A 19,445-nucleotide genomic window follows, 5' to 3' on the forward strand; every position below is an offset into this window, starting at 1 on the left:
AAAAAATAGTTTGCGCGGGCCACAGGAATCCCCATAGCCTTCCGAACACGGAGGCAAGGGCTTCTCCAAGCCCTTGCAGCCGTGTTGTCCTGAGCCCCGACGGACTGGTCCCGACCAGTCCCCGAGACGCCGAGAGGAGGCGATTCCAAATGATCAGCATCACCAGCATGGCCGGTCGTAAGGTCGTCGCCTCCTGCCTGTCGAGCGTCTCCGCGCTTCGGTCCGTCTCGCCCCTCGCTGGTATCCCCCAGGGCTACCAGGAGCTGAGCATCTCCGGCCTGTCCGGTGGCGCCGAAGCGCGTCTCGATGAGCGTCGTATTGCTGTGCGCAATGAGCGACCGACCCAGGCACCGGCGGCAGTAGAGGCACAGGCATCGGCCTATGCCTTTGCGGCCAAGGGTGCCGACCTCCAGCAGACGTGGGCCGACGGCGGTTTCGCCGGCGGCACGACCTCTGCGGCCGAGCACCACAAGATGCGGGCCTTCCGTGGCCTCGAACCCTGGAGAGATCCAGCCTGATCGCAAGATCAGGTCGGCACCTTCCAGGGCCGCGGAACCCGAACCGGGATCCGCGGCCCTTTCCGTTGCCGGAGAACACAACGTCTCCGCGTCGGATGCGGAAGTCACCCGGTACCGACCGAACACCCCGGCCCACCAGGCCGGGCCGACAGACGAGGAAGACACCGCCCGTGCCCAGCCCCGCGCACGCCCCGTCCGTACCGCACGACCCTGTGATCCCGCCGCCCGGCCCTTCGGAGGTCCCCTTGACTCAGCTGACCCAGCTCACCGCGCTCGACGACGAGATCGAGCGCCTCGGTGAGCTCATTCCCTGCCGCTCGTACGACCCGGAGGTCTTCTTCGCCGAGTCCCCGGCCGACGTCGAATACGCCAAGTCGCTCTGCCAGACCTGTCCGCTGCGTGAGGCCTGCCTCGCGGGCGCCAAGGACCGGCGTGAGCCGTGGGGCGTCTGGGGCGGTGAGCTCTTCGTCCAGGGCGTGGTCGTACCGAGGAAGCGGCCGCGTGGTCGCCCGCGGAAGAACCCGGTCGCAGCATGACCACCCTCGGAACGATCGACCGTCCCCGTAAGCACGAACCCACGAAGCAGGTCCCGACGATGAAGCCGTCCGCCCACGAGCCGTCCGTCACCGAAAGCCCAGCCCGTACCACCGCCGGGGTGAAGACCTCGCGCCAGAACAGGACCCGAGACATGCAACTCATCCCAGAAGCCCTGGCCCGTGCCCATATGCAAGACCGGCTGCACGAGGCCGAGTCCGAACGCCCGGCCCTGCGCCTGGTCGCCGCCCGTCGCATGCAGCGCCGGGCCGAGCGCGCCTCGCTGCGGGCCCGGCGTGCCCTGGCCATGGCCGTCATGAACTGATCACGGCGGCGTCATGCCACTGAGCGGGGCCGGTTCGCCGAACCGGCCCCGCGGTGCGTTGCGCCCGCCGTGCGCTATTCCTGCCGCGCCGTGTGCGTGCCGTGTGCCTGCCGTGCGGTGGGCGTCGGGTCGGTCCGGCGGTGCGTTGCGCCTGCCCCGGACCTTCCACGGAGATATCGTCGAAAGGTGAACCAGCAGACTCATCACGCTGCGCAGCAGGGTGCCGAGAAGCAGACCATGGTGTGTTCCCGGTGCGGCACCGAGGCGGCCGGGCCTCAGCCCCCGGTGACGTGGACCTGCTCCGTGGAGAACGGCAGCCGGCACTACTTCTGCGACGACTGCGCCCGGGACAACCTCCGCGCCATCGAAGGACGCCTCGACTCGTCCTGGTGGTGACCGCGGCGTGCCGGGCCGTTGGCCCGGCCGGGCGCCCGCCGTACGGGTGAGAAGCCGCCGCGGACGGTGGCGATGACAGCAGCAGCCCGAGACCGGCTGGAGCCGTCCCGGCATCCCCCAGGCTGCCTGCCCTTCGGGTGCCATCCCGCCGAGCTTGCCGCTCACCAGTCGTCCGCCGCATCGGCCCGGTTGACCTACCCGGTCCGTTCGCTCGGATCAGGCGGTCAGATGGCCGGCCCGTCGGCTTGGGTCGTGCTGCCGCTGTTCCCTTTTGCCCGGCCCTTCTCGGGCCCGCCTTCGGAGGTTCCGTTCCCCTCGGGTTCGCCCTCTGCGGCGCCGACGCGGTCCGCTGCCTCGGTCGTGCCCTCCTCCGCCTGGCTCTCCGGCTGCGCATCCTGCGAGTCGGCCTGCTCCAGCCCGTCTCCGTCCAGCCCGTCTGCGTCCAGTCCGTCGCTCTCCAGCCCTGGCTCCTCCGCCGTCTCTTCCCCGGCATCGAATCCGGGCACCCAGGCGATCAGCTCATCCCGCAGCCGTACGGCAGCACCCAGCTGACAGAGCACGCCGATGGTGCTCAGGGTCACTCGGTGGATCAGCAGGTAGGCCGGCGGCAGATTGATCTGGCGGCCCAACTGGTAGGCGGGTGACCTGGGGTCGGCGATCCGTGCGGCCTGCGTCCGCATCCAGCTGCGGGTGAAGGTGAATTCCTCCACCCGGGCGGGCTCGATGATCGGCAGCAGATAGTCCAGTACGGCGTCCGGCTGCAGGTCGATCGTGGGTTTGACGAAGCCCTCGTCGCAGAGCATGGCGTAGACCGACTCGGCGTCGCCCTCCAGGGTCATCCGCAGCGCGGTACCGATGGTCGGTGGCAAGCCGTCCGGCAGCCGGTCGACAGTGCCGAAGTCCATCACGCCCAGCCGCCACTTCTCGGGCGGACCGTCGGGGGCGTCGCCGACCAGCAGGCGGAAGTTGCCCGGGTGCGGATCCGCGTGCAGCAGACCCGTGCGCGCCGTTCCGGAGAAGAGGAAACGAGCCAGCAACTGGCCGGCGCGGTCCCGCTCCGCCTGGCCGCCGCCGGCTATGACCTCGGAGAGCGGTACCCCGTCCATCCACTCGGTGATGAGTACCTCGTCCCCCTGGAACACCACATCGGGTACGACCACATCCGGGTCGTCGGCGAATTCGGCCGCGTGTGCCCGCTGGGCCTCTGCCTCCAGCGCGTAGTCCAGCTCCTCCGACACCCGGTCACGCAGCTCGGTGATGAGCGGCTTGATGTCCATGCCCGGAATCAGCGGCCCCAGCATCCGGGCGAACCGCCCCAACTGGTTGAGATCCGACAGCAGGGCCTCGCCCGCGCCCGGGTACTGCACCTTGACGGCGACCTCCCGTCCGTCGTGCCATACGGCGCGGTGCACCTGCCCGATGGACGCTGCGGCTGCCGGCTTGTCCTCGAACTCCTCGAAGAGCTCACGCCAGTCCTCGCCGAGCCGCTCCTGGAGAACCGAGTGGACCGTCCGGACCGGCATCGGGGGCGCCGCTTCCTGGAGCTTGGTCAGCGCTGCCCGGTAGGGGCCGGCCACTTCCTCCGGCAACGCGGACTCGAAGACCGAGAGCGCCTGCCCGAACTTCATGGCGCCGCCCTTGAGCTCGCCCAGGACCTTGAACAGCTGCTCGGCAGTGCGCTGTTGCAGCTCCCGTCCGACGATCTCCGCCGAACGTCCACCGATCCGCTTGCCCAGCCCCCAGGTGGCACGTCCGGCGAAACCCAGGGGCAGTGCGGCCAACTTGGCGGTACGGGTGACCGCCTTGCGGGGAAGATCAGACATGCGCCCCTCCAACTCCACTGCACTCTCCCGGAGAGTTACCCCCGGGGCCACGCCGCGCACCGCGGTACGTGGTCATTGTCCCGTGCGGTGCGGGCTCCGCGGAGGCGCCTTCACCTGATCCGGCTGCCGCGGCCGGCACCGGGGCAGCCGGGCGGGCGCCGCAGCCGCAGCTCGGATGCGGGTCCACCGGCCGTGGCTCCCAGGCCAGATCGGGCAGGGCGAACTCCAGCCGCGCCCCCGCGCACACCGGGAGTCTCCCGTCGAGAAACGTCAGGGCATGGGAGGCGGCCAGGCCGGCGACCAGCGTGGCGAGTCCGGTGTCGCAGGCCACCGCGGCCGCGCCGGTGCGCCCCGACCGCCACTGGGCGAGCATGCGGGGCCATACGGGCTCCTGTTCGGCCCGGCCCAGAGCCAGGCACTGGGCACACGGCGAGTCACCCGGCAGCACCAGCGGACCGACGACACCGGTTCCCTCGATCACGCCCGAATACAGATGGGGCGTGCCCGACGCCATCAGCTCCTCGGCGGAGGCCGGGTCGGGTGCGTAGGCGGCGAGCCCGTCGCGTGGGGCGAGGACGACGAGTGCGGCCCCCGCATCCGTTCCTCCCGCGGAGGCCGAGCCGGACCGTCGTGGCCGGGGACCGGGCGCACAGGCCCGTACGACCCGTCGTGCGGCGATGCTGCGCCGCTCACCGATGGCTTCGGCGGGCATTCCGGACGGCCCCACGTCCCACGGCTCGACACAGCCGCCGTCCGTGACCTCGACCTCGCCCACTCCGGAGGCGGACAGCGCCGCGGCGATCGCGGTCCCCACCCGGCCCGCTCCCCGGACGTGCACGCGTATGGCCGCTCGCGCCCGCATACGGCGTACCGCTGCGCCCGGCTCAGGGTGCACCACCGACAGCGACGCCAGATCCGGACGTAAGCGGTCCCGGACCGAGGCCCGGTCGAGGCGGGCAGCCGGGCCGGAGGAGGGAGCGCCTTCCGAACCGGCCCGTCGCCTCACGGCGCCGGCCCTGCGGGCGGATGCGGTCCGATGAGCGGCTCCGGCCCAGGCATCTCCGGGAGTTGAGCCCGTCGGCCCCGGGGGCGGACCAGAGCCGGCCCGTCCGGGCCAGGGTGCCGAGCCGACGGGGCCGCTTCCGGTGGCTGAGTGGGCCGACTGCCCTGGAGGCGGGGCCATCGGGGCACACCACCGATCCGTCGCACCGGAGGCACCCGTTCGGCTCGCGGAGCCGGCACCGCCCGCACGTTCCGCACGGTCCGCGCATGCCGTGGAGCGTGCTGTCTCCGGATGGTCCGCAGTGGCCACGGAGTCCGTGGAGCCGCCCCGATCCGTCGCCTCCCCGCGGCCCGTGGAACCCACTGCGTGTGTGAGGTCCGCAGGGGCGGAAGGGTCCGTTCCGCCGATGAAGCCGGTGGTCCCCTCCGCGTCCGCCGTGGGGTCGTCCAACAGGCCGGCGGCGCACAGTCGGCGCACCACTTCGTCCGCCCGCTGTGCCGTCAGGCCCATGGCCTCGGCTTGCTGCCGCAGCAGCGGCAGCCCCCGTGTGCCGTCGAGCAGATTCAGGAAGCTGCCCGTCGCCGTGTCCACCGGCCCCAGCAGCACCGCATGCGCCGGCGTCACACCGAACTGGACGCTCTCCCGGTTGCGCCAGCCGCGCCGCAGCGCGGGCTTGAGCATCGGATGCATCACTCGCCCCCCGTCGGGTCGCTCGGCCGAAGCCCGGCCGACCGCACTCAGCATGCCGTGACCGGCCGAACGCCGCGCAAAGTTATCCACAGGCAGTGGGTGTTAGTCGTTCAAACGGTGCACGCCGTGGGGTGATCCTTCGTGAACCGTTCCGGGGGAGGGACGCCGTCCCACTCCAGCCGGTACCGTTCGGCACGTGCCCGCCGATCCACTGCACCGCTCCGGAAGCGCCCCGCGCCTCCCCTCCGGCCGGACCGACCCCGCTTCGGGGACGGGCCCGGTCGAGGTCCGCAGAAGTGCCCGCCGGCGGCGTACGGTCTCCGCCTATCGCGAGGGCGACCGCACCATCGTCCTGATTCCGGCCCGCATGTCCGAGGCCGAGGAGCGGCGCTGGGTGACCGTCATGCTGGACAAACTGGCGGCGCAGGAGAGCAAGCGGATGCTGAGCGACAGCGAGCTCGCGGACCGGGCCGACCAGCTGTCGAATCAGTATCTGGACGGCCGGGCCCGGCCCGTGAGCGTCCGCTGGGTCACCAATCAGAACACCCGCTGGGGATCCTGTACCCCGGCCGAGGGCAGCATCCGGCTGTCGCACCGGCTCAAGGGAATGCCCGGATACGTCATCGACTACGTCCTCCTCCACGAACTGGCCCATCTGCTGGTGCCGGGCCACGGAGCCCGCTTCTGGGAACTGCTGAAGGCCTATCCGCGCACCGAGCGGGCCCGCGGCTATCTCGAAGGCGTGGCCGCGGCCGGCCGGCTGCCGCAACTGGACGCGGACGGGAACGAGTAGGGCCCGGGCGCCCGTCGTTGTCCACAGGGATCGTCGCCTCTCGGTGCGAGCCGTTAGCCTGACGCAACGCACTTCACAGCTCGGATGGGGGACGGTCGTTACGTATGGCCAGGGAATTCCAACGCGGCCACAAGGCCAGGGTCAGTGATCTGACAGCGGGGACGGATCTGTACATCGGTGTTCAGATATCCGGTCCCGGGCTGTCCTTCGACATCAGCTGCTTCGGCATCGACGCCGATGAACGGCTGTCGGACGACCGGTACTTCGTCTTCTTCAACCAGCCGAAGTCGCCCGAGGAGTCGATTCAGCTGCTCGGGGCGCAGGCCGGGGACACGGAGTCCTTCCGGGTCACCCTCGACGCCGTCCCGGAGGGCATCCACAAGCTCTCCTTCACCGCCACGCTCGACGGCGCCGGGCAGATGTCGCAGACCGGTCCGGGCTACATCCGCATCGTGGCAGGTGGCGAGGAAGTCGTCCGCTACTCCTTCACCGGCGCGGAGTTCAGCACCGAACGCGCGGTGATGCTGGGCGACTTCTACCGGAAGGACGGCTGGCGGTTCGCGGCGGTCGGCCAGGGCTTCGACGGTGGCCTGGAGGCGCTGCTGAAGCACTTCGGCGGCGAAGTGCTGGAGGAGGAATCCCCCGAGCAGCCGCCCGCGGCCGCACCGGCCTTCGCGCCGCCACAGGAGGCCGCGCCCGTACCGGGATTCGCCCCACCGGCGGCCCCCGCCCCGGCCCCGGCTCCTGCGCCCGCCCCGGCCCCGGCTCAGACCCCTGCACCTGCACCTGCTCCGGCACCCGCGGTCCCCACCCAGCCCGATCCGGCCCCCGCCACTCCGCCGTCCCCGCCGGTGCACGCGGCCCCCACCGTGGCCGCTCCGCTGGCACCGCCGCCGGACCGGACCGCACCCGGCGACCAGGTCCCGCCGCCCGCTCAGCCGGGGCCGTACCCGGGGCAGCAGCAGCCGTACGGCCAGGCGCCGGGCGTCACCCAGGCCCCGCAGGCTCCCCAGGTCCCGCAGCATCCCCAGGCCCCGCAACCTCCCCAGACTCCGATGGCTCCCCAGGGCCCGCACGGCGTGCCGGGCCAGTTCCCCGCTCAGCCGGGCCCGTACGGTCACCCCGGCGCTCCCGCTCCGGCCCCCTACGGGCAGCAGGGTGCCCCCGCTCCGGCTCCCTATGGGCAGCCCGCCCAGCCCATGGCGTCGGGCCTGCCCGGCCAGGCGCCCGGCATGCCGCCGGCCGGCGGCGGCCCCGGTCTCGGTGCTGGGCTCCAGAAGTTCCGTGAGGCACCCACCGGACAGCGCTGGGCCCTGCAGAACCAGCAGCTCATCAGGGTCGACCTCGGCGCCGACGCGCAGCCCGTCCTCGCCCGCCAGGGCAGCATGGTGCTGTACCAGGGCAAGGTCGACTTCGGCTACAAGGGCGCGGGCTTCCGCGGCCGGGTCATCGGCAGTGCCACCGGCCAGGAGATGCAGCTCATGCGCTGCTCCGGCCGGGGCCAGGTGTTCTTCGCGGAGAACGGCGCGCACATCCACCCGATCGAGCTCCAGGGAGACTCGATCTGCGTCTCCGCCGAGAACGTCCTCGCCTTCGACGAGACCCTGCAGCACGAGGTGCGGCGGATCGAGGGCCACGGCATCCCCGGCGGTGCGCTGTTCACGATGCAGTTCCATGGCACCGGCACCGTCGTGGTGAAGACCCAGGGGGTTCCGGTGGTCCTGCCGGTCACCCCCACCACCTTCGCCGACAGCAACGCGATCGTCGCCTGGTCCGCGGCCGCGCAGGTGATCATCTCCAGCCAGGTGCGGATCAGCCGGCACGCCTACCCGGGCCACAGCGGTGAGACCGTGAACCTCCAGTTCCGCGGCGCCCCCGGCAATTTCATCGTCGTCCAGCCCTACGAGGTCTGAAGGAGCCCGTCATGGACCAGCAACTGATCGCGGGCTGCGCCCCGGCCCCGATGGCAGCCCGGATGGAGAACCACGGGCGCAGCATGCTCAAGGTCGCCATGCAGAGCGGCCAGGACCTCTTCGCACGCACCGGCTCGATGGTCGCGTACGAAGGCTTCGTCCAGTACGAGCCGAACCCGCCCGCCGTCCGTCAGATGGCCTCGCAGTGGCTCACCGGCGAGGGTGCCCCGCTGATGAAGTGCAGCGGTGACGGCCTGCTCTTTCTCGCCGACTACGGCGCCGACGTCGTCTGCCTCAACCTCGACAACGACGCCCTCTCGGTGAACGGCACCAACCTGCTCGCCTTCGACGCCCACCTCCAGTGGGGCGTCCAGCGGGTCAAGGGCATGGCCAAATTCGCAGGTCAGGGACTGTTCAACGTCGGTGTCTCCGGCACCGGATGGGTCGCCCTGACCTCCCGCGGCACCCCGATCGTGGTCGACTGCGGCAGCGGCGAGGACGAGACCTATGTCGACCCGGACGCGCTCGTCGCCTGGTCCACCGGTCTCAAGATGAAGGGGAAGCGCAGCTTCAAGGCCTCCTCCATGATCGGGCGGGGCAGCGGCGAGGCGTACCAGATCGGGTTCTCCGGCCAGGGATTCGTCGTCGTCCAGCCGAGCGAGGACAGCACCGACCGGCTCCGGGCCCGGGGCTGAGGGGGAGAGCGAACACACCATGCAGAGTCCACTTTTCGGCTTCACCGAGACCGAGGCCCAGGACCGCTACGCCCTGCAGAACCCGCAGTTGCTGCGGGTCGCCCTGAGCGGTCACGAGGACGTCCTCGCCCGGAAGGGCACGATGGTCGCCTACCAGGGGATCATCGAGTTCGACGCCGAGTACCGGACCCCGGGGCAGCAGCGTGCCCGGGCGCACACCGGTGAAGGCCTCGACCTGATGCGCTGCTCGGGGCAGGGCACCGTCTACCTGGCCAACCTCGCCCAGTACGTGCATGTGGTCGATGTCGACCACACCGGACTGACCGTGGACAGCAGTTATGTCCTGGCGCTGGACTCCGCGCTGAACAGCGAGGTGATCGCGGTGGACAGCCAGTTCGGCATATCCGGGTCCGGCAAGTACAACCTGCAGATCACCGGCCGGGGCAAGGTCGCGCTGATGACCTCCGGCCAGCCGCTGATGCTCCAGGTCACCCCGGACAAGTATGTCAACGCCGACGCGGACGCCATCGTCGCCTGGTCGAGCTCGCTGCGGGTGCAGATGCAGGCACAGACCCACTCCGCGGGTGTCTTCCGGCGCCGGGGCAACACCGGGGAGGGCTGGGAGCTCAACTTCCTCGGTCAGGGGTACGCCCTGGTCCAGCCCAGCGAGCTGCTGCCGCCGCAGAACGCGGTGATCGGTCAGGGGATGCGCGCCCAGTACGGCATGGGCCAGCACGGTGCCCACGGGCAGAACCAGGGCAACGTCTGGACCAACCGCTGACGGCGGCCGACGAACGGACGGACCGCGAACGGACGGGCCGCGCCCGCGCACCTCGTATCGGGGCGCGGGCGCGGCCCGTCCGGGCGGGGCAGCGGCGCGCCCCATAAGGCCGCCGCGCGCCCCATACGGTTGCGGCGCGGATGCCCTGGCCGGGCGTGGACGCCGCCCGGTCAGAGCAGGGCGCGGGTGCGCTCCACCAGCCGCACGACCGAGGCGTCCGCGACACCGGGCACCTCGTCGTAGCCGAACCAGCGCAGGTCCAACGACTCGTCACTGATCGCCGCGACCGCGCCGCCCGGCGCGAGCGCGGCGTACTGCACGTCGAGATGCCAGGCGCACGGGGTGTGGTGGCGGTCCAGGCGCACCGGACCGCCGGGCAGCAGCGTGAGCCCGGTGATCCCGGACTCCTCGGTGGCCTCCCGCAGGGCGGCCCCCGCCAGGGTCGCGTCCTGCGGCTCGCAGTGCCCGCCCATCTGGAGCCACATCCGCAGCTTGCGGTGCAGGGTCAGCAGCACCCGCCCGGCGTCCGGGTCGATCACCAGGGCACTCGCCGTGAGATGACCGTCCCGGCAGGCCTTCCACATGCCGTCCGGGTACGTGTCCAGGTGGTCCAGGTACGCCTGCCGCAGCTCCTCCTGCTCCCGGGCGTGGGACTCCTCCCGGGCCTTGGCGTCATGACGGGCGTGGGACTCATGACAGGCGTGGGACTCATGACGGGCATGGGACTCCGCCGGCCGCAGCTCGGCGGAGGAACCCGCCGACGGGCCCTCGGCGGAAGCCCCCGCTCCCCGCGGGTCACCGGAGGTGCCGCCACCGGGCGGGCCGCCGGGAGCCGTCACCGCCGACGGGACGTCGCCGGCCCCCCGCCGCGGGCTCCAGTTCGTCAGGACCCGGGCCGCGTTCCTGTGCAGGCTCACTTCTCGCTGTCGCCCTCGCCGTCCCGGCCCGTTCCGTCGCCCTTGTCCGACTCGCCCCGCGCGTCCTCGCCCGGTGCGCTGCCGTCCTGGGCACCGTCCTTGTCGAGCCGCGGCTTCCCGCCGCTCGCGGCCTCCCCGAGCATCTTGTCGATCTCCGAGAAGTCCATCTGCTCGCCGTGCACGAACCCGTCGGGGTCGTCCAGGTCCTGGGCCGTCGGCAGCATGTCCGGGTGGGCCCACAGACCGTCCCGGCCGTCGACACCGCGGGCGTCCGTCAGCGACGCCCACAGCCGGGAGGCGTCCCGCAGCCGGCGCGGCCGCAGCTCCAGCCCGATCAGCGTGGCGAAGGTCTGCTCCGCCGGGCCGCCGCTGGCGCGCCGCCGCCGCAGAGTCTCCCGCAGCCGGTCCGCGGACGGCAGATGCGGTGCCGCCGCGGCGTGCACCACTGCGTCGACCCAGCCCTCGACCAGGGCGAGAGCCGTCTCCAGCCGGGCGAGGGCGGCCTTCTGCTCCGGGGTGTCCTCCGGCTGGAACATGCCCTGCTGCAGCGCCTCCTGCAGCTGCTCCGGGTGGGTCGGGTCCAGCTGACCCACCGCGTCCTCCAGCTTCGCGGTGTCGACCTTGATCCCCCGCGCATAGCCCTCGACGGCGCCGAACAGATGCGACCGCAGCCACGGGACATGGGCGAAGAGCCGCTGGTGGGCGGCCTCGCGCAGCGCGAGGTACAGCCGCACCTCCTCCTGCGGGACGCCCAGGCCCTTGCCGAACGCCTCGATGTTCACCGGCAGCAGCGCGGCCTTGCCCGCAGGGCCCAGCGGCAGCCCGATGTCGCTGGAGCCGACCACTTCGCCCGCCAGCATGCCGACGGCCTGCCCGATCTGGGTGCCGAACATCGCGCCGCCCATGGAGCGCATCATCCCGAGCAGCGGGCCCGCCATGGCCTGCATCTCCTCGGGGAGCACATCGCCCATCGCCGCGCCGACCCGCTCGGCGACCGGATCCACCAGGTCCTTCCAGACCGGGAGCGTCGCCTCGACCCACTCGGCCCGGCTCCACGCCACGGCGGTGCCCGAACCCGACGGCAGCGAGGTGACACCGTCCAGCCAGAGATCGGCCAGCCGCACGGACTCCTCCACGGCCCCTCGCTCGTGCGGCCCGACGCTGGAGTCCTTGGTGCCGTCGGCGGTGCCCTGGGCGACGGTCTGGCGCGCGATGTCCTTGGCCATGTCCCAGTTCACCGGGCCGCCCTCGTACGAGAGCATCTGCCCGAGCTGCTGGAAGGCCGCCCCCAGGTCGTTCGGGTTCAGCGAGCCGAACATCGCCGCGAGGGGGTTGTCCCCGGCGTTGCCACCGAGCCCGCCGCCGAACCCGAAGGGATTCGCGGGGCCCTGATGGCCGCCCTGGCCCCCCTTCTTCTTGCCGTCGTCGCCGTCTTCCGGCTCCTCCGGCGGAAGGCCGAATCCGAATGGGTTGTCACTCACGGGTTTCCTCGGCTCGTAGGGGCCGCCGGCCCGGGACCGGCGGAGACTGCCCGACAACACCCAGCGTAGACACTCCGTCCACCTCTAGGCTCGGTGCTTGGCTGCCCCGATGCCTGCGGCAGGATGGAAGCACCTGGTACGTACGCGTCACTTCCGGTACGTACTGAAGACAACCGCTGGAGACGCCCGGTGAGTTCCCCAGATCGAGAAGTTCGCGCAGCGCGAAACGATGCTGCGGCGCCCTCGCGGCGCCCCGTTGTCGCGGTCACCGGAGCCGCGACCGGTGTCGGCGCCCTCCTCACGGAGCGGCTCGCGACATCCGAGGAGATCAAGCAGGTCGTGGCGATCGACGAGCGCCGCGGCGAGGTGTCGGAAGCCCAGTGGCACCTGCTGGACGTCCGGGATCCGGCCATTGCCGAGAAGCTGCGGGGCGCCGATGTCGTGGTGCACCTCGCCCTGGACCTCGACCTCGAGACCGACCCCGCGGCCCGTACGGCGTACAACGTGCGGGGAGCCCAGACCGTGCTCACCGCCGCCGCGGCGGCCGGGGTGCACCGGGTCGTCCTCTGCACATCGGCGATGGTCTACGGGGCGCTGCCCGACAACGACGTACCGCTCGCCGAGGACGCGGAGCTCCGCGCGACCGCCGAGGCCACCGGCGTCGGCGACCTGCTGGAGATCGAGCACCTCGCCCGCCGCGCGCCCCGCGCGCACCCCGGCCTCAACGTCACGGTGGTCCGGCCGGCCATCCTGGTCGGCGGCACCGACACCGCCCTCACCCGCTACTTCGAGTCCCCGCGCCTGCTGGTCGTCGCCGGGTCCCGCCCGACCTGGCAGTTCTGCCACATCGAGGACCTGGTGAGCGCCCTGGAGTACGCGGCGCTGGAGAAGGTCGAGGGCGAGTTCACGGTCGGCTGCGACGGCTGGCTGGAGCAGGAGGAGGTCGAGGAACTGACCGGAATCCGGCGCATGGAGCTGCCGTCCGCGGTGGCCCTGGGTGCCGCCTCGAGGCTCCACCGCCTCGGCCTCACCCCTTCTCCGGCGGGCGACCTCGCGTACACCATGCACCCCTGGGTGGTGAGCGGCAGCCGGCTGCACGACGCGGGGTGGCGGCCCGGCTGGACGAACGAGGAAGTCCTCGCGGAGCTGCTGGAGGAGGTCGCCGGACGCCACACCGTCGCCGGGCGGCGGCTCGGCCGCAAGGACGCGACGACGCTCGGCGCGGCCGGTGCGACGGTGGCCCTGGTGGGCACGGCGGCCCTGGTCAGGCGGGCCCGCAAGGCGCGCCGCCGGTAGCGCCCACCGGCTCCCCGCGAGCGGAAACATTCTTTCTGCATACGGATTCCCTGATCCAGACAGGTGCGACACGATGGACGGTATGGCAGGCACGCACGACCACCCCGGCGAGGCGGGAGCGCCGGACCCGGTCCGTCTCGTCGAGATCCGGGAGACCCCGCTCTCCGTCGACGAGGTGTTCGCGGCCGTCGGGGACGACTCCGCGGGCGGCACGGCGCTCTTCGTCGGCACCGTCCGGGACCACGACGGCGGAGCGGACGTCTCCGCTCTCGGCTACTCCTGCCACCCGACCGCCGAGGCGGAGATGCGCCGCCTCGCGGAGCGGGTCGCGGCGGACTTCCCCGTTCGGGCGCTGGCCGCCGTCCATCGGGTGGGTGACCTCTCGGTGGGTGACCTCGCCGTGGTCGTCGCGGTCTCCTGCCCGCACCGGCAGGAGGCGTTCGCCGCCTGCCGCCGCCTGATCGACGACCTCAAGCGTGAGGTGCCGATCTGGAAGCACCAGGAATTCGCGGATGGAACGGCGGACTGGGTGGGTGTCTAGGGGGCGTCCGGCCGCCCGCTGAATGGTCGATTCCGCTTGCGTAACCGGCCCCCTGACGTAAGCGTTGTTCGGGCGGACGGTTAATCTGCTCATCGGTCAGTTGCGGTTGTGTATGGGGTCGGGAGGCCGGTATGGCGGCGCTTGCATGGTTGCTGATTCCGGTCGTCGCGGCTCTCGTCGCCGCGGTCTGGGCGCGTTGGGCGGCCCGGAACCGCAAGGTCGAGGATGTCGCGGAGCTGGACGGCTATGCGCGCTTCCGCGAGGCGATGGAACGTTCCCGCTCCGGCTCCGACGCGGCCTGACGGCTCCGACGCGGCCTGACGGCACCGGACGGGCCCTGCCGGCCCATGATCCGGTAGCCCGCGGCCCGGCGAGCCCCGCGGCCCGTGGACAGGGCCCCGGCAGGCAGCACGCATCCGGACCGGCCGCGGGCCGCCGCCGCGGCCGTCCCCGGTCCCGGCGCTCCGGCCGCACCCGCCCCGCCCGTGCCGTTCCGCCCCAGGCGCGCCGTCCCGGCCGTGACCCCCTTCCGCGGCGCCCCATGGCCGTCCGACCGGAAGCAGCGGCCCCGGAATTGCACTGTCGGACCCGTCCCGTACTGTCGTTCCATGCCACGCCGCACCGCGACGATGCTCGCTTCGATCCTGACGCTGATCGCGCTGCTGTGCGCCGGGGTGCTGATCCCCGTCCCGTACTCCGAGATGTCTCCCGGCCCGACGGTGAACACCCTCGGCGAGCACGGCGGTGAGCCGGTGCTGCAGGTGTCCGGGCACAAGACCTATCCCGCCTCCGGCAATCTCAACATGACGACGGTCCGGGTGACCGGCGCCGACTACCGGATGAACCTCTTCGAGGCGGTCTACGGCTGGCTCTCCCACGACAACGCCGTGGTGCCGCACAACACGCTCTACCCCGACGGCCAGACCGCGGAGCAGGCCAACCAGGAGAACGCCGAGGAGTTCAGCCAGTCCCAGGAGAGCGCCAAGGTCGCGGCCCTCCGGCAGCTCGACATCCCGGTCTCGGCCCGCGTGGTCGTCGCCTCCGTGGTCAAGGGCAGCCCGGCCCAGGGCCGGCTGCACGCCGGCGATGTGATCAAGGCCGTGGACGGCAAGCGGATCGATCAGCCCGGGGGCGTCGCGAAGGTGGTGACGCGCCACCAGCCGGGCGAGAAGGTCGAGTTCACCATCGTCCCGGCCAAGGCCGCGGCCGCCGCCGAGAAGGCGGGCAAGCCCGAGCCGCGGAGCGCCCGGAAGGTGACCGTGCCGACGAAGAAGGCGCCGGGCGACAACCGGGCGATCGTCGGGATCCAGGCCGGCACCGACCACACGTTCCCGTTCGAGGTGGACATCAAGCTCGCCGACGTGGGCGGCCCGAGCGCGGGGCTGATGTTCGCCCTGGGCATCGTGGACAAGCTGACCCCGGGCAATCTCACCGGCGGGAAGTTCGTGGCCGGCACCGGCACCATCGAGGACGACGGCACGGTCGGCCCGATCGGCGGCATCGAGATGAAGACCGTCGGGGCCCGCAGCAAGGGCGCCCGCTACTTCCTCACGCCCAAGGACAACTGTGCCGCCGCGGCCAGGGACGTGCCGGCCGGTCTCACCCTGGTGAAGGTCGACACGATCCGGGACGCCGTGAAGTCCCTGGAGGAGATCCGCAAGGGCGACACCGGGCAGCTGCCGGAGTGCGCCAAGGGCTGACCGGGCGGCCCGCCCGCGCGCGGCGGCGCGGACGCACGCCGCTCGGGACCGGTTCCGGACGCGGCCGGGTCACCGGGCCGGGGCCGGACCGCTGCCGCGGTGCGCTGCCCGGCAGTACGACGGCCGGAGGCCGGAGGCTTTCGTTCCGGACCGCACGGACCGCACGGACCGCACGGACCGCACGGACCGCACGGGTCCCGCGGGCCCGGGGCAGGAACCGGACGAGGCGCCCCGGGCTCCGCTGCGACGTGCTCCTCCGCGACGTACTACTCGGCGAACGTCGCCGCCAGCGCCTCGGCCAGCCCCGGCACCAGGTCGGAACCGGTGAGCACCTCGGTCGGCGAGTCCTTCTCCTTCAGCCGCAGCGCCGTCTCGCGGGACCCGTCCCGCAGCACGGCGACCGTCATCCGGACCTCCTGCCGGTCCGGGTGGGCCGCCACCCACTCCGCCAGCCGTGCGTCGTCCAGGCCCTCGGGCACGGACGCCTCGGCGGACGGCGGGAGCATCAGCCGCTCCACGGTCATGGCGCAGCCGGCGACCGCGCCGGGCCAGGCGATGGTGCCGAGGAACTCGTCGAGCGGTGCCCCGGCGGGCAGCTCGTCCTGTTCCACGGGGGTGAGCGAGGCGGCCTCGGCGGAGTCGTCGATCCCGAGCTGGGCGGCAAGACCCGGTTCCTCGGCGCGCAGCCGTTCGGTGTCGACGAGGGCGAAGAGCCGGGCGGGCTGGTCCCAGCCGAGCCCCGCCGCGTACTGGTCGATCTCGAGGACGGCGCGGGTCAGCGGGTTGGCGGCCATGGGCGTGCTACCGGGGGAGTGGTTGGACATGCTCGATATCTTGCCCCCTTCGTGACCCGGAACGGGAACTGGGTAAAGCCTGAGTAAGTTGCAGGAGTGGGCCCCTACTATCGCGGGGGCCCGCTCATACGACAGCGAAACATCGAGGTGCGCACCTTGGCTTTCCAGATGCCGGACCGCGGCGGAGGCCCGACAGGGCCGCGGATCAGAGTCGGCCGACCGTCCCGGCGCGTCCGGACCCTGTTCATGACACTGGGCGTGCTGGCCGTGCTGGCCATGCTCTTCGTCATGTTCGCCGGGTTCTGGACGGACTGGCTCTGGTACCGCTCGGTCGACTACTCGTCGGTCTTCACGACGACCCTGTGGACCAAGATCGGCCTCTTCCTCGTCTTCGGCCTGCTGATGGCGGCGGCCGTGGGCGTCAACATCTGGCTCGCCCACCGGCTGCGGCCGCCGCTCAGCGCCATGTCGGTCGAGCAGCAGAGCCTCGACCGCTACCGCATGAGCATCGCCCCGTACAAGAAGTGGGTGCTGCTCGCGGTCACCGCCCTCATCGGGCTGATCGCGGGGGCCTCGGCCTCCGGCCAGTGGCGCACCTGGCTGCTGTGGGTCAACGGCGTTCCGTTCGGCACGAAGGACCCGCAGTTCGACAAGGACGTCTCCTTCTACTCCTTCGATCTGCCCTGGTACCGCTTCCTGCTGGGCTTCGGCTTCGCCGCGGCGGTGCTGAGCCTGATCGCCGCCGCTCTGGTCCACTACCTCTACGGCGGGCTGCGGATCACCAGCCCGGGGGCCCGTGCCACCGCCGCGGCGACGGGCCATCTGTCCGTGCTGCTGGGTGTCTTCGTCTCGCTCAAGGCGGTCGCCTACTGGCTCGACCGGTACGGCCTCGCGGTCAAGTCGAGCGACCTGAAGTCCACCAACGGCTGGACCGGCCTGCGGTACGTCGACGCCAACGCCTATCTCCCGGCGAAGACCATCCTCTTCTGCATCGCGGTCATCTGCGCCCTGCTCTTCTTCGCCACGCTGTGGCGGCGCACCTGGCAGCTCCCGGTCATCGGGTTCGGTCTGATGGTGCTGTCCGCGATCCTCATCGGCGGGCTGTACCCGGCGATCGTGCAGAAGTTCCAGGTCCAGCCGAACGAGCAGGCGAAGGAAGCGCAGTACATCCAGAAGAACATCGATGCCACGCGCAAGGCGTACGACATCGACGACTCGCAGGTCAGCGACTACTCCGGCAAGGCCACGCAGACCGATGACCGGAAGCTGCGCAGCGACGCCGAGAGCACCGCGAGCATGCGGCTGCTGGACCCCAACATCGTCTCGCCGACGTACCAGCAGCTCCAGCAGGTCCGGGGCTACTACGGCTTCCCCGCCACGCTCGACGTCGACCGCTACCCGGGCAAGGACGGCAAGGAGCAGGACACCGTCATCGGCCTGCGCGAGCTGAACATCAACGGGATCCCCGAGCGGAACTGGATCAACGACCACTTCAAGTACACCCACGGCTACGGCGCGGTGGCGGCCAAGGGCACCTCGGTGACGCCGGGCGGCGCCCCGGACTTCACCGAGTACGACCTGCCGACCAAGGGCCAGCTGGGCACCTACCAGCAGCGGGTCTACTACGGCGAGAAGACCTCGCAGTACTCGATCGTCGGCGGTCCGCAGAAGGAGCTCGACTACTCCGACGCCGAGGGCGAGAAGCTCTACCGGTACACCGGCAAGAGCGGCGTCAACCTGGCGAATCCGGTGAACCGGGCCGCCTACGCGGTGGCCTTCGGCGAGCCGCAGATCCTCTACTCCGGTGCCATCGGTGACGGTTCGCGGATCCTGTACAACCGCACGCCCAAGGAGCGCGTCGAGTCGGTGGCGCCCTGGCTCACCATCGACGGTGACGCCTATCCCGCGGTCGTGAACGGCCGGATCCAGTGGATCGTCGACGCCTACACGACGTCCAACGGCTACCCGTACTCCTCGCGCACCACGCTGGGCGACACCACGGCCGACTCGCTCACCAACGGTCAGCGCGCGGTGGTGGCCCAGCAGAACCAGGTCAACTACATCCGCAACTCGGTCAAGGCGACCGTCGACGCCTTCACGGGCAAGGTGGAGCTCTACGAGTGGGACACCAAGGACCCGGTCCTCAAGACCTGGAAGAAGGCGTTCCCGGGCACGGTGAAGGCCAAGTCCTCCATCGACAAGGACCTGATGCGGCATCTGCGGTACCCGCAGGACCTGTTCAAGGTGCAGCGCCAGCTGCTGACCCGCTACCACGTCACCAAGGCCGTGCAGTTCTACAGCGGCAGTGAGGTCTGGCAGGTGCCGAACGACCCGACGAACAAGTCGGGGAACGCGGTGCCGCCGTACTACCTCAGCATGAAGATGCCGGACCAGAAGGCGCAGTCGTTCTCGCTCACGACGACGTTCACGCCCCGTGGCCGGGAGAACCTCGGTGCCTTCATGGCCGTGGACGCCGACGCCGAGAGCGACGAGTTCGGCAAGATCAGAATCCTGAAGCTGCCGTCCAACACCACGGTGTCGGGTCCGCAGCAGGTGCAGAGCAAGTTCAACTCCGAGACGGCCATCGCCAACGAGATCAACATCCTCAAGAGAGGTGACTCGGAGGTCGAGTACGGCAATCTCCTGACCGTCCCGCTCGACGGCGGCCTGCTCTACGTCGAACCGGTCTACGTGCGCGGCGCCGGCACCAACTACCCGCTGCTGAAGAAGGTTCTGGTCTCGTACAACGACCAGACCGCCTTCCGTAACACCCTGGGCGAGGCGCTCGACGAGGTCTTCGGCAAGCAGGGCGGCACGACGAAGCCGCCGGGCGAGGGCACCCGTCCGCCCTCCGCCGATCCGACGGTGCGCGCGGCGCTCGACGACGCCCAGAAGGCGTTCGAGGCGGGCCAGAAGGCGCTGGCCGACCAGGACTGGACCGCCTACGGGAAGGCCCAGGAAGACCTGGAGGCAGCGCTGAAGCGGGCTGCCGACGCGGAGGCGAAGGCGGACCGGAAGCCGGCCGACCAGAAGCCCGGGAACAACTGAGCAGGGCTCCACCCCGCAGCGTGGTACTGTTACGTACACAACGACGCGGGGTGGAGCAGCTCGGTAGCTCGCTGGGCTCATAACCCAGAGGTCGCAGGTTCAAATCCTGTCCCCGCTACGAAAGAAGGGCCCGGAGTCAATGACTCCGGGCCCTTCGCTTGTGTGGGGGACAGTTGGGAGTCAGGCGTTTGGCACAA

At 71.2% G+C, this 19,445-nt stretch carries 17 protein-coding genes, 1 tRNA gene and 1 pseudogene; 14 read left to right on the top strand and 5 right to left on the bottom strand.

What is annotated here, in order from left to right; all coding sequences use genetic code 11:
* Positions 1 to 149 precede the first annotated feature (149 nt).
* The 4 genes from ACFYYR_RS30050 to ACFYYR_RS30065 all read left to right on the top strand — a co-directional run bounded on the left by ACFYYR_RS30050 (position 150) and on the right by ACFYYR_RS30065 (position 1,773).
* Positions 150 to 518, top strand: a complete 369-nt coding sequence (locus tag ACFYYR_RS30050; protein ID WP_388860529.1) for a hypothetical protein — start codon at positions 150 to 152, stop codon at positions 516 to 518.
* A 170-nt stretch (positions 519 to 688) separates the two neighbouring features.
* Positions 689 to 1,054, top strand: coding sequence for a WhiB family transcriptional regulator (locus ACFYYR_RS30055; protein WP_351514777.1), 366 nt, complete (start codon positions 689 to 691; stop codon positions 1,052 to 1,054).
* On the top strand, positions 1,051 to 1,377 hold the full coding sequence (locus ACFYYR_RS30060; RefSeq protein ID WP_388860533.1) for a hypothetical protein: 327 nt from the start codon (positions 1,051 to 1,053) through the stop codon (positions 1,375 to 1,377). Before ACFYYR_RS30055 ends, ACFYYR_RS30060 begins: the two co-directional genes overlap by 4 nt.
* Before the next feature lie 186 nt (positions 1,378 to 1,563).
* Positions 1,564 to 1,773 carry a hypothetical protein gene (locus ACFYYR_RS30065; RefSeq protein WP_388860737.1) on the top strand — a complete coding sequence of 70 codons (210 nt, stop codon included), beginning with the start codon at positions 1,564 to 1,566 and terminating at the stop codon, positions 1,771 to 1,773.
* Between the two features lie 224 nt (positions 1,774 to 1,997).
* Here ACFYYR_RS30065 and ACFYYR_RS30070 read toward each other — a convergent pair whose 3' ends face one another.
* Both ACFYYR_RS30070 and ACFYYR_RS30075 read right to left on the bottom strand, forming a co-directional pair.
* On the bottom strand, positions 1,998 to 3,596 hold the full coding sequence (locus tag ACFYYR_RS30070; RefSeq protein WP_388860536.1) for an ABC1 kinase family protein: 1,599 nt from the start codon (positions 3,594 to 3,596) through the stop codon (positions 1,998 to 2,000).
* 112 nt (positions 3,597 to 3,708) lie between these two features.
* Positions 3,709 to 4,779, bottom strand: a pseudogene (locus ACFYYR_RS30075) (ThiF family adenylyltransferase); the annotation flags it as partial.
* Between the two features lie 706 nt (positions 4,780 to 5,485).
* Here ACFYYR_RS30075 and ACFYYR_RS30080 point away from each other — a divergent pair.
* From ACFYYR_RS30080 to ACFYYR_RS30095, 4 genes are all read left to right on the top strand, one after another.
* Positions 5,486 to 6,082: a M48 family metallopeptidase gene (locus ACFYYR_RS30080; protein ID WP_388860539.1), complete on the top strand. Its 597-nt coding sequence runs from the start codon at positions 5,486 to 5,488 to the stop codon at positions 6,080 to 6,082.
* Between the two features lie 104 nt (positions 6,083 to 6,186).
* A complete protein-coding gene (locus ACFYYR_RS30085) occupies positions 6,187 to 7,995 on the top strand; it encodes a TerD family protein (RefSeq protein WP_388860542.1) in 1,809 nt (602 codons plus the stop codon).
* 11 nt (positions 7,996 to 8,006) lie between these two features.
* The gene (locus tag ACFYYR_RS30090) at positions 8,007 to 8,690 is read left to right on the top strand and encodes an AIM24 family protein (protein ID WP_388860545.1); all 684 of its coding nucleotides are present in this window, start codon (positions 8,007 to 8,009) and stop codon (positions 8,688 to 8,690) included.
* Between the two features lie 19 nt (positions 8,691 to 8,709).
* A complete protein-coding gene (locus ACFYYR_RS30095) occupies positions 8,710 to 9,471 on the top strand; it encodes an AIM24 family protein (RefSeq protein ID WP_388860548.1) in 762 nt (253 codons plus the stop codon).
* Positions 9,472 to 9,641: 170 nt separating this feature from the next.
* Here the strand turns inward: ACFYYR_RS30095 and ACFYYR_RS30100 are convergent, their stop codons facing one another.
* Together ACFYYR_RS30100 and ACFYYR_RS30105 are read right to left on the bottom strand one after the other, a co-directional pair.
* A complete protein-coding gene (locus ACFYYR_RS30100; RefSeq protein WP_388860724.1) occupies positions 9,642 to 10,100 on the bottom strand; it encodes an NUDIX hydrolase in 459 nt (152 codons plus the stop codon).
* A 284-nt stretch (positions 10,101 to 10,384) separates the two neighbouring features.
* Positions 10,385 to 11,869 carry a zinc-dependent metalloprotease gene (locus ACFYYR_RS30105; RefSeq protein WP_388860550.1) on the bottom strand — a complete coding sequence of 495 codons (1,485 nt, stop codon included), beginning with the start codon at positions 11,867 to 11,869 and terminating at the stop codon, positions 10,385 to 10,387.
* A gap of 189 nt (positions 11,870 to 12,058) precedes the next feature.
* Here ACFYYR_RS30105 and ACFYYR_RS30110 point away from each other — a divergent pair, with 189 nt between their 5' ends.
* The 4 genes from ACFYYR_RS30110 to ACFYYR_RS30125 all read left to right on the top strand — a co-directional run bounded on the left by ACFYYR_RS30110 (position 12,059) and on the right by ACFYYR_RS30125 (position 15,406).
* A complete protein-coding gene (locus tag ACFYYR_RS30110; RefSeq protein WP_388860553.1) occupies positions 12,059 to 13,165 on the top strand; it encodes an SDR family oxidoreductase in 1,107 nt (368 codons plus the stop codon).
* A gap of 82 nt (positions 13,166 to 13,247) precedes the next feature.
* A complete protein-coding gene (locus ACFYYR_RS30115) occupies positions 13,248 to 13,706 on the top strand; it encodes a molybdenum cofactor biosynthesis protein MoaE (RefSeq protein ID WP_388860556.1) in 459 nt (152 codons plus the stop codon).
* Between the two features lie 131 nt (positions 13,707 to 13,837).
* Entirely contained in the window at positions 13,838 to 14,008 is a 171-nt protein-coding gene (locus ACFYYR_RS30120) for a hypothetical protein (protein ID WP_351514592.1), read from the top strand.
* Between the two features lie 306 nt (positions 14,009 to 14,314).
* Positions 14,315 to 15,406: a PDZ domain-containing protein gene (locus ACFYYR_RS30125; protein ID WP_388860559.1), complete on the top strand. Its 1,092-nt coding sequence runs from the start codon at positions 14,315 to 14,317 to the stop codon at positions 15,404 to 15,406.
* 266 nt (positions 15,407 to 15,672) lie between these two features.
* Here the strand turns inward: ACFYYR_RS30125 and ACFYYR_RS30130 are convergent, their stop codons facing one another.
* Positions 15,673 to 16,230, bottom strand: coding sequence for a PPA1309 family protein (locus tag ACFYYR_RS30130; RefSeq protein WP_388860562.1), 558 nt, complete (start codon positions 16,228 to 16,230; stop codon positions 15,673 to 15,675).
* A 138-nt stretch (positions 16,231 to 16,368) separates the two neighbouring features.
* On the opposite strand from ACFYYR_RS30130, the gene ACFYYR_RS30135 reads away from it, so the two are divergent.
* Together ACFYYR_RS30135 and ACFYYR_RS30140 are read left to right on the top strand one after the other, a co-directional pair.
* Positions 16,369 to 19,248, top strand: coding sequence for a UPF0182 family protein (locus ACFYYR_RS30135; RefSeq protein ID WP_388860727.1), 2,880 nt, complete (start codon positions 16,369 to 16,371; stop codon positions 19,246 to 19,248).
* A 44-nt stretch (positions 19,249 to 19,292) separates the two neighbouring features.
* Positions 19,293 to 19,366: transfer RNA gene (locus ACFYYR_RS30140), tRNA-Met, on the top strand.
* Positions 19,367 to 19,445: the final 79 nt, after the last annotated feature.

The sequence above is a fragment of the Streptomyces sp. NPDC001922 genome (assembly GCF_042891165.1).
Classification (GTDB): domain Bacteria; phylum Actinomycetota; class Actinomycetes; order Streptomycetales; family Streptomycetaceae; genus Streptomyces.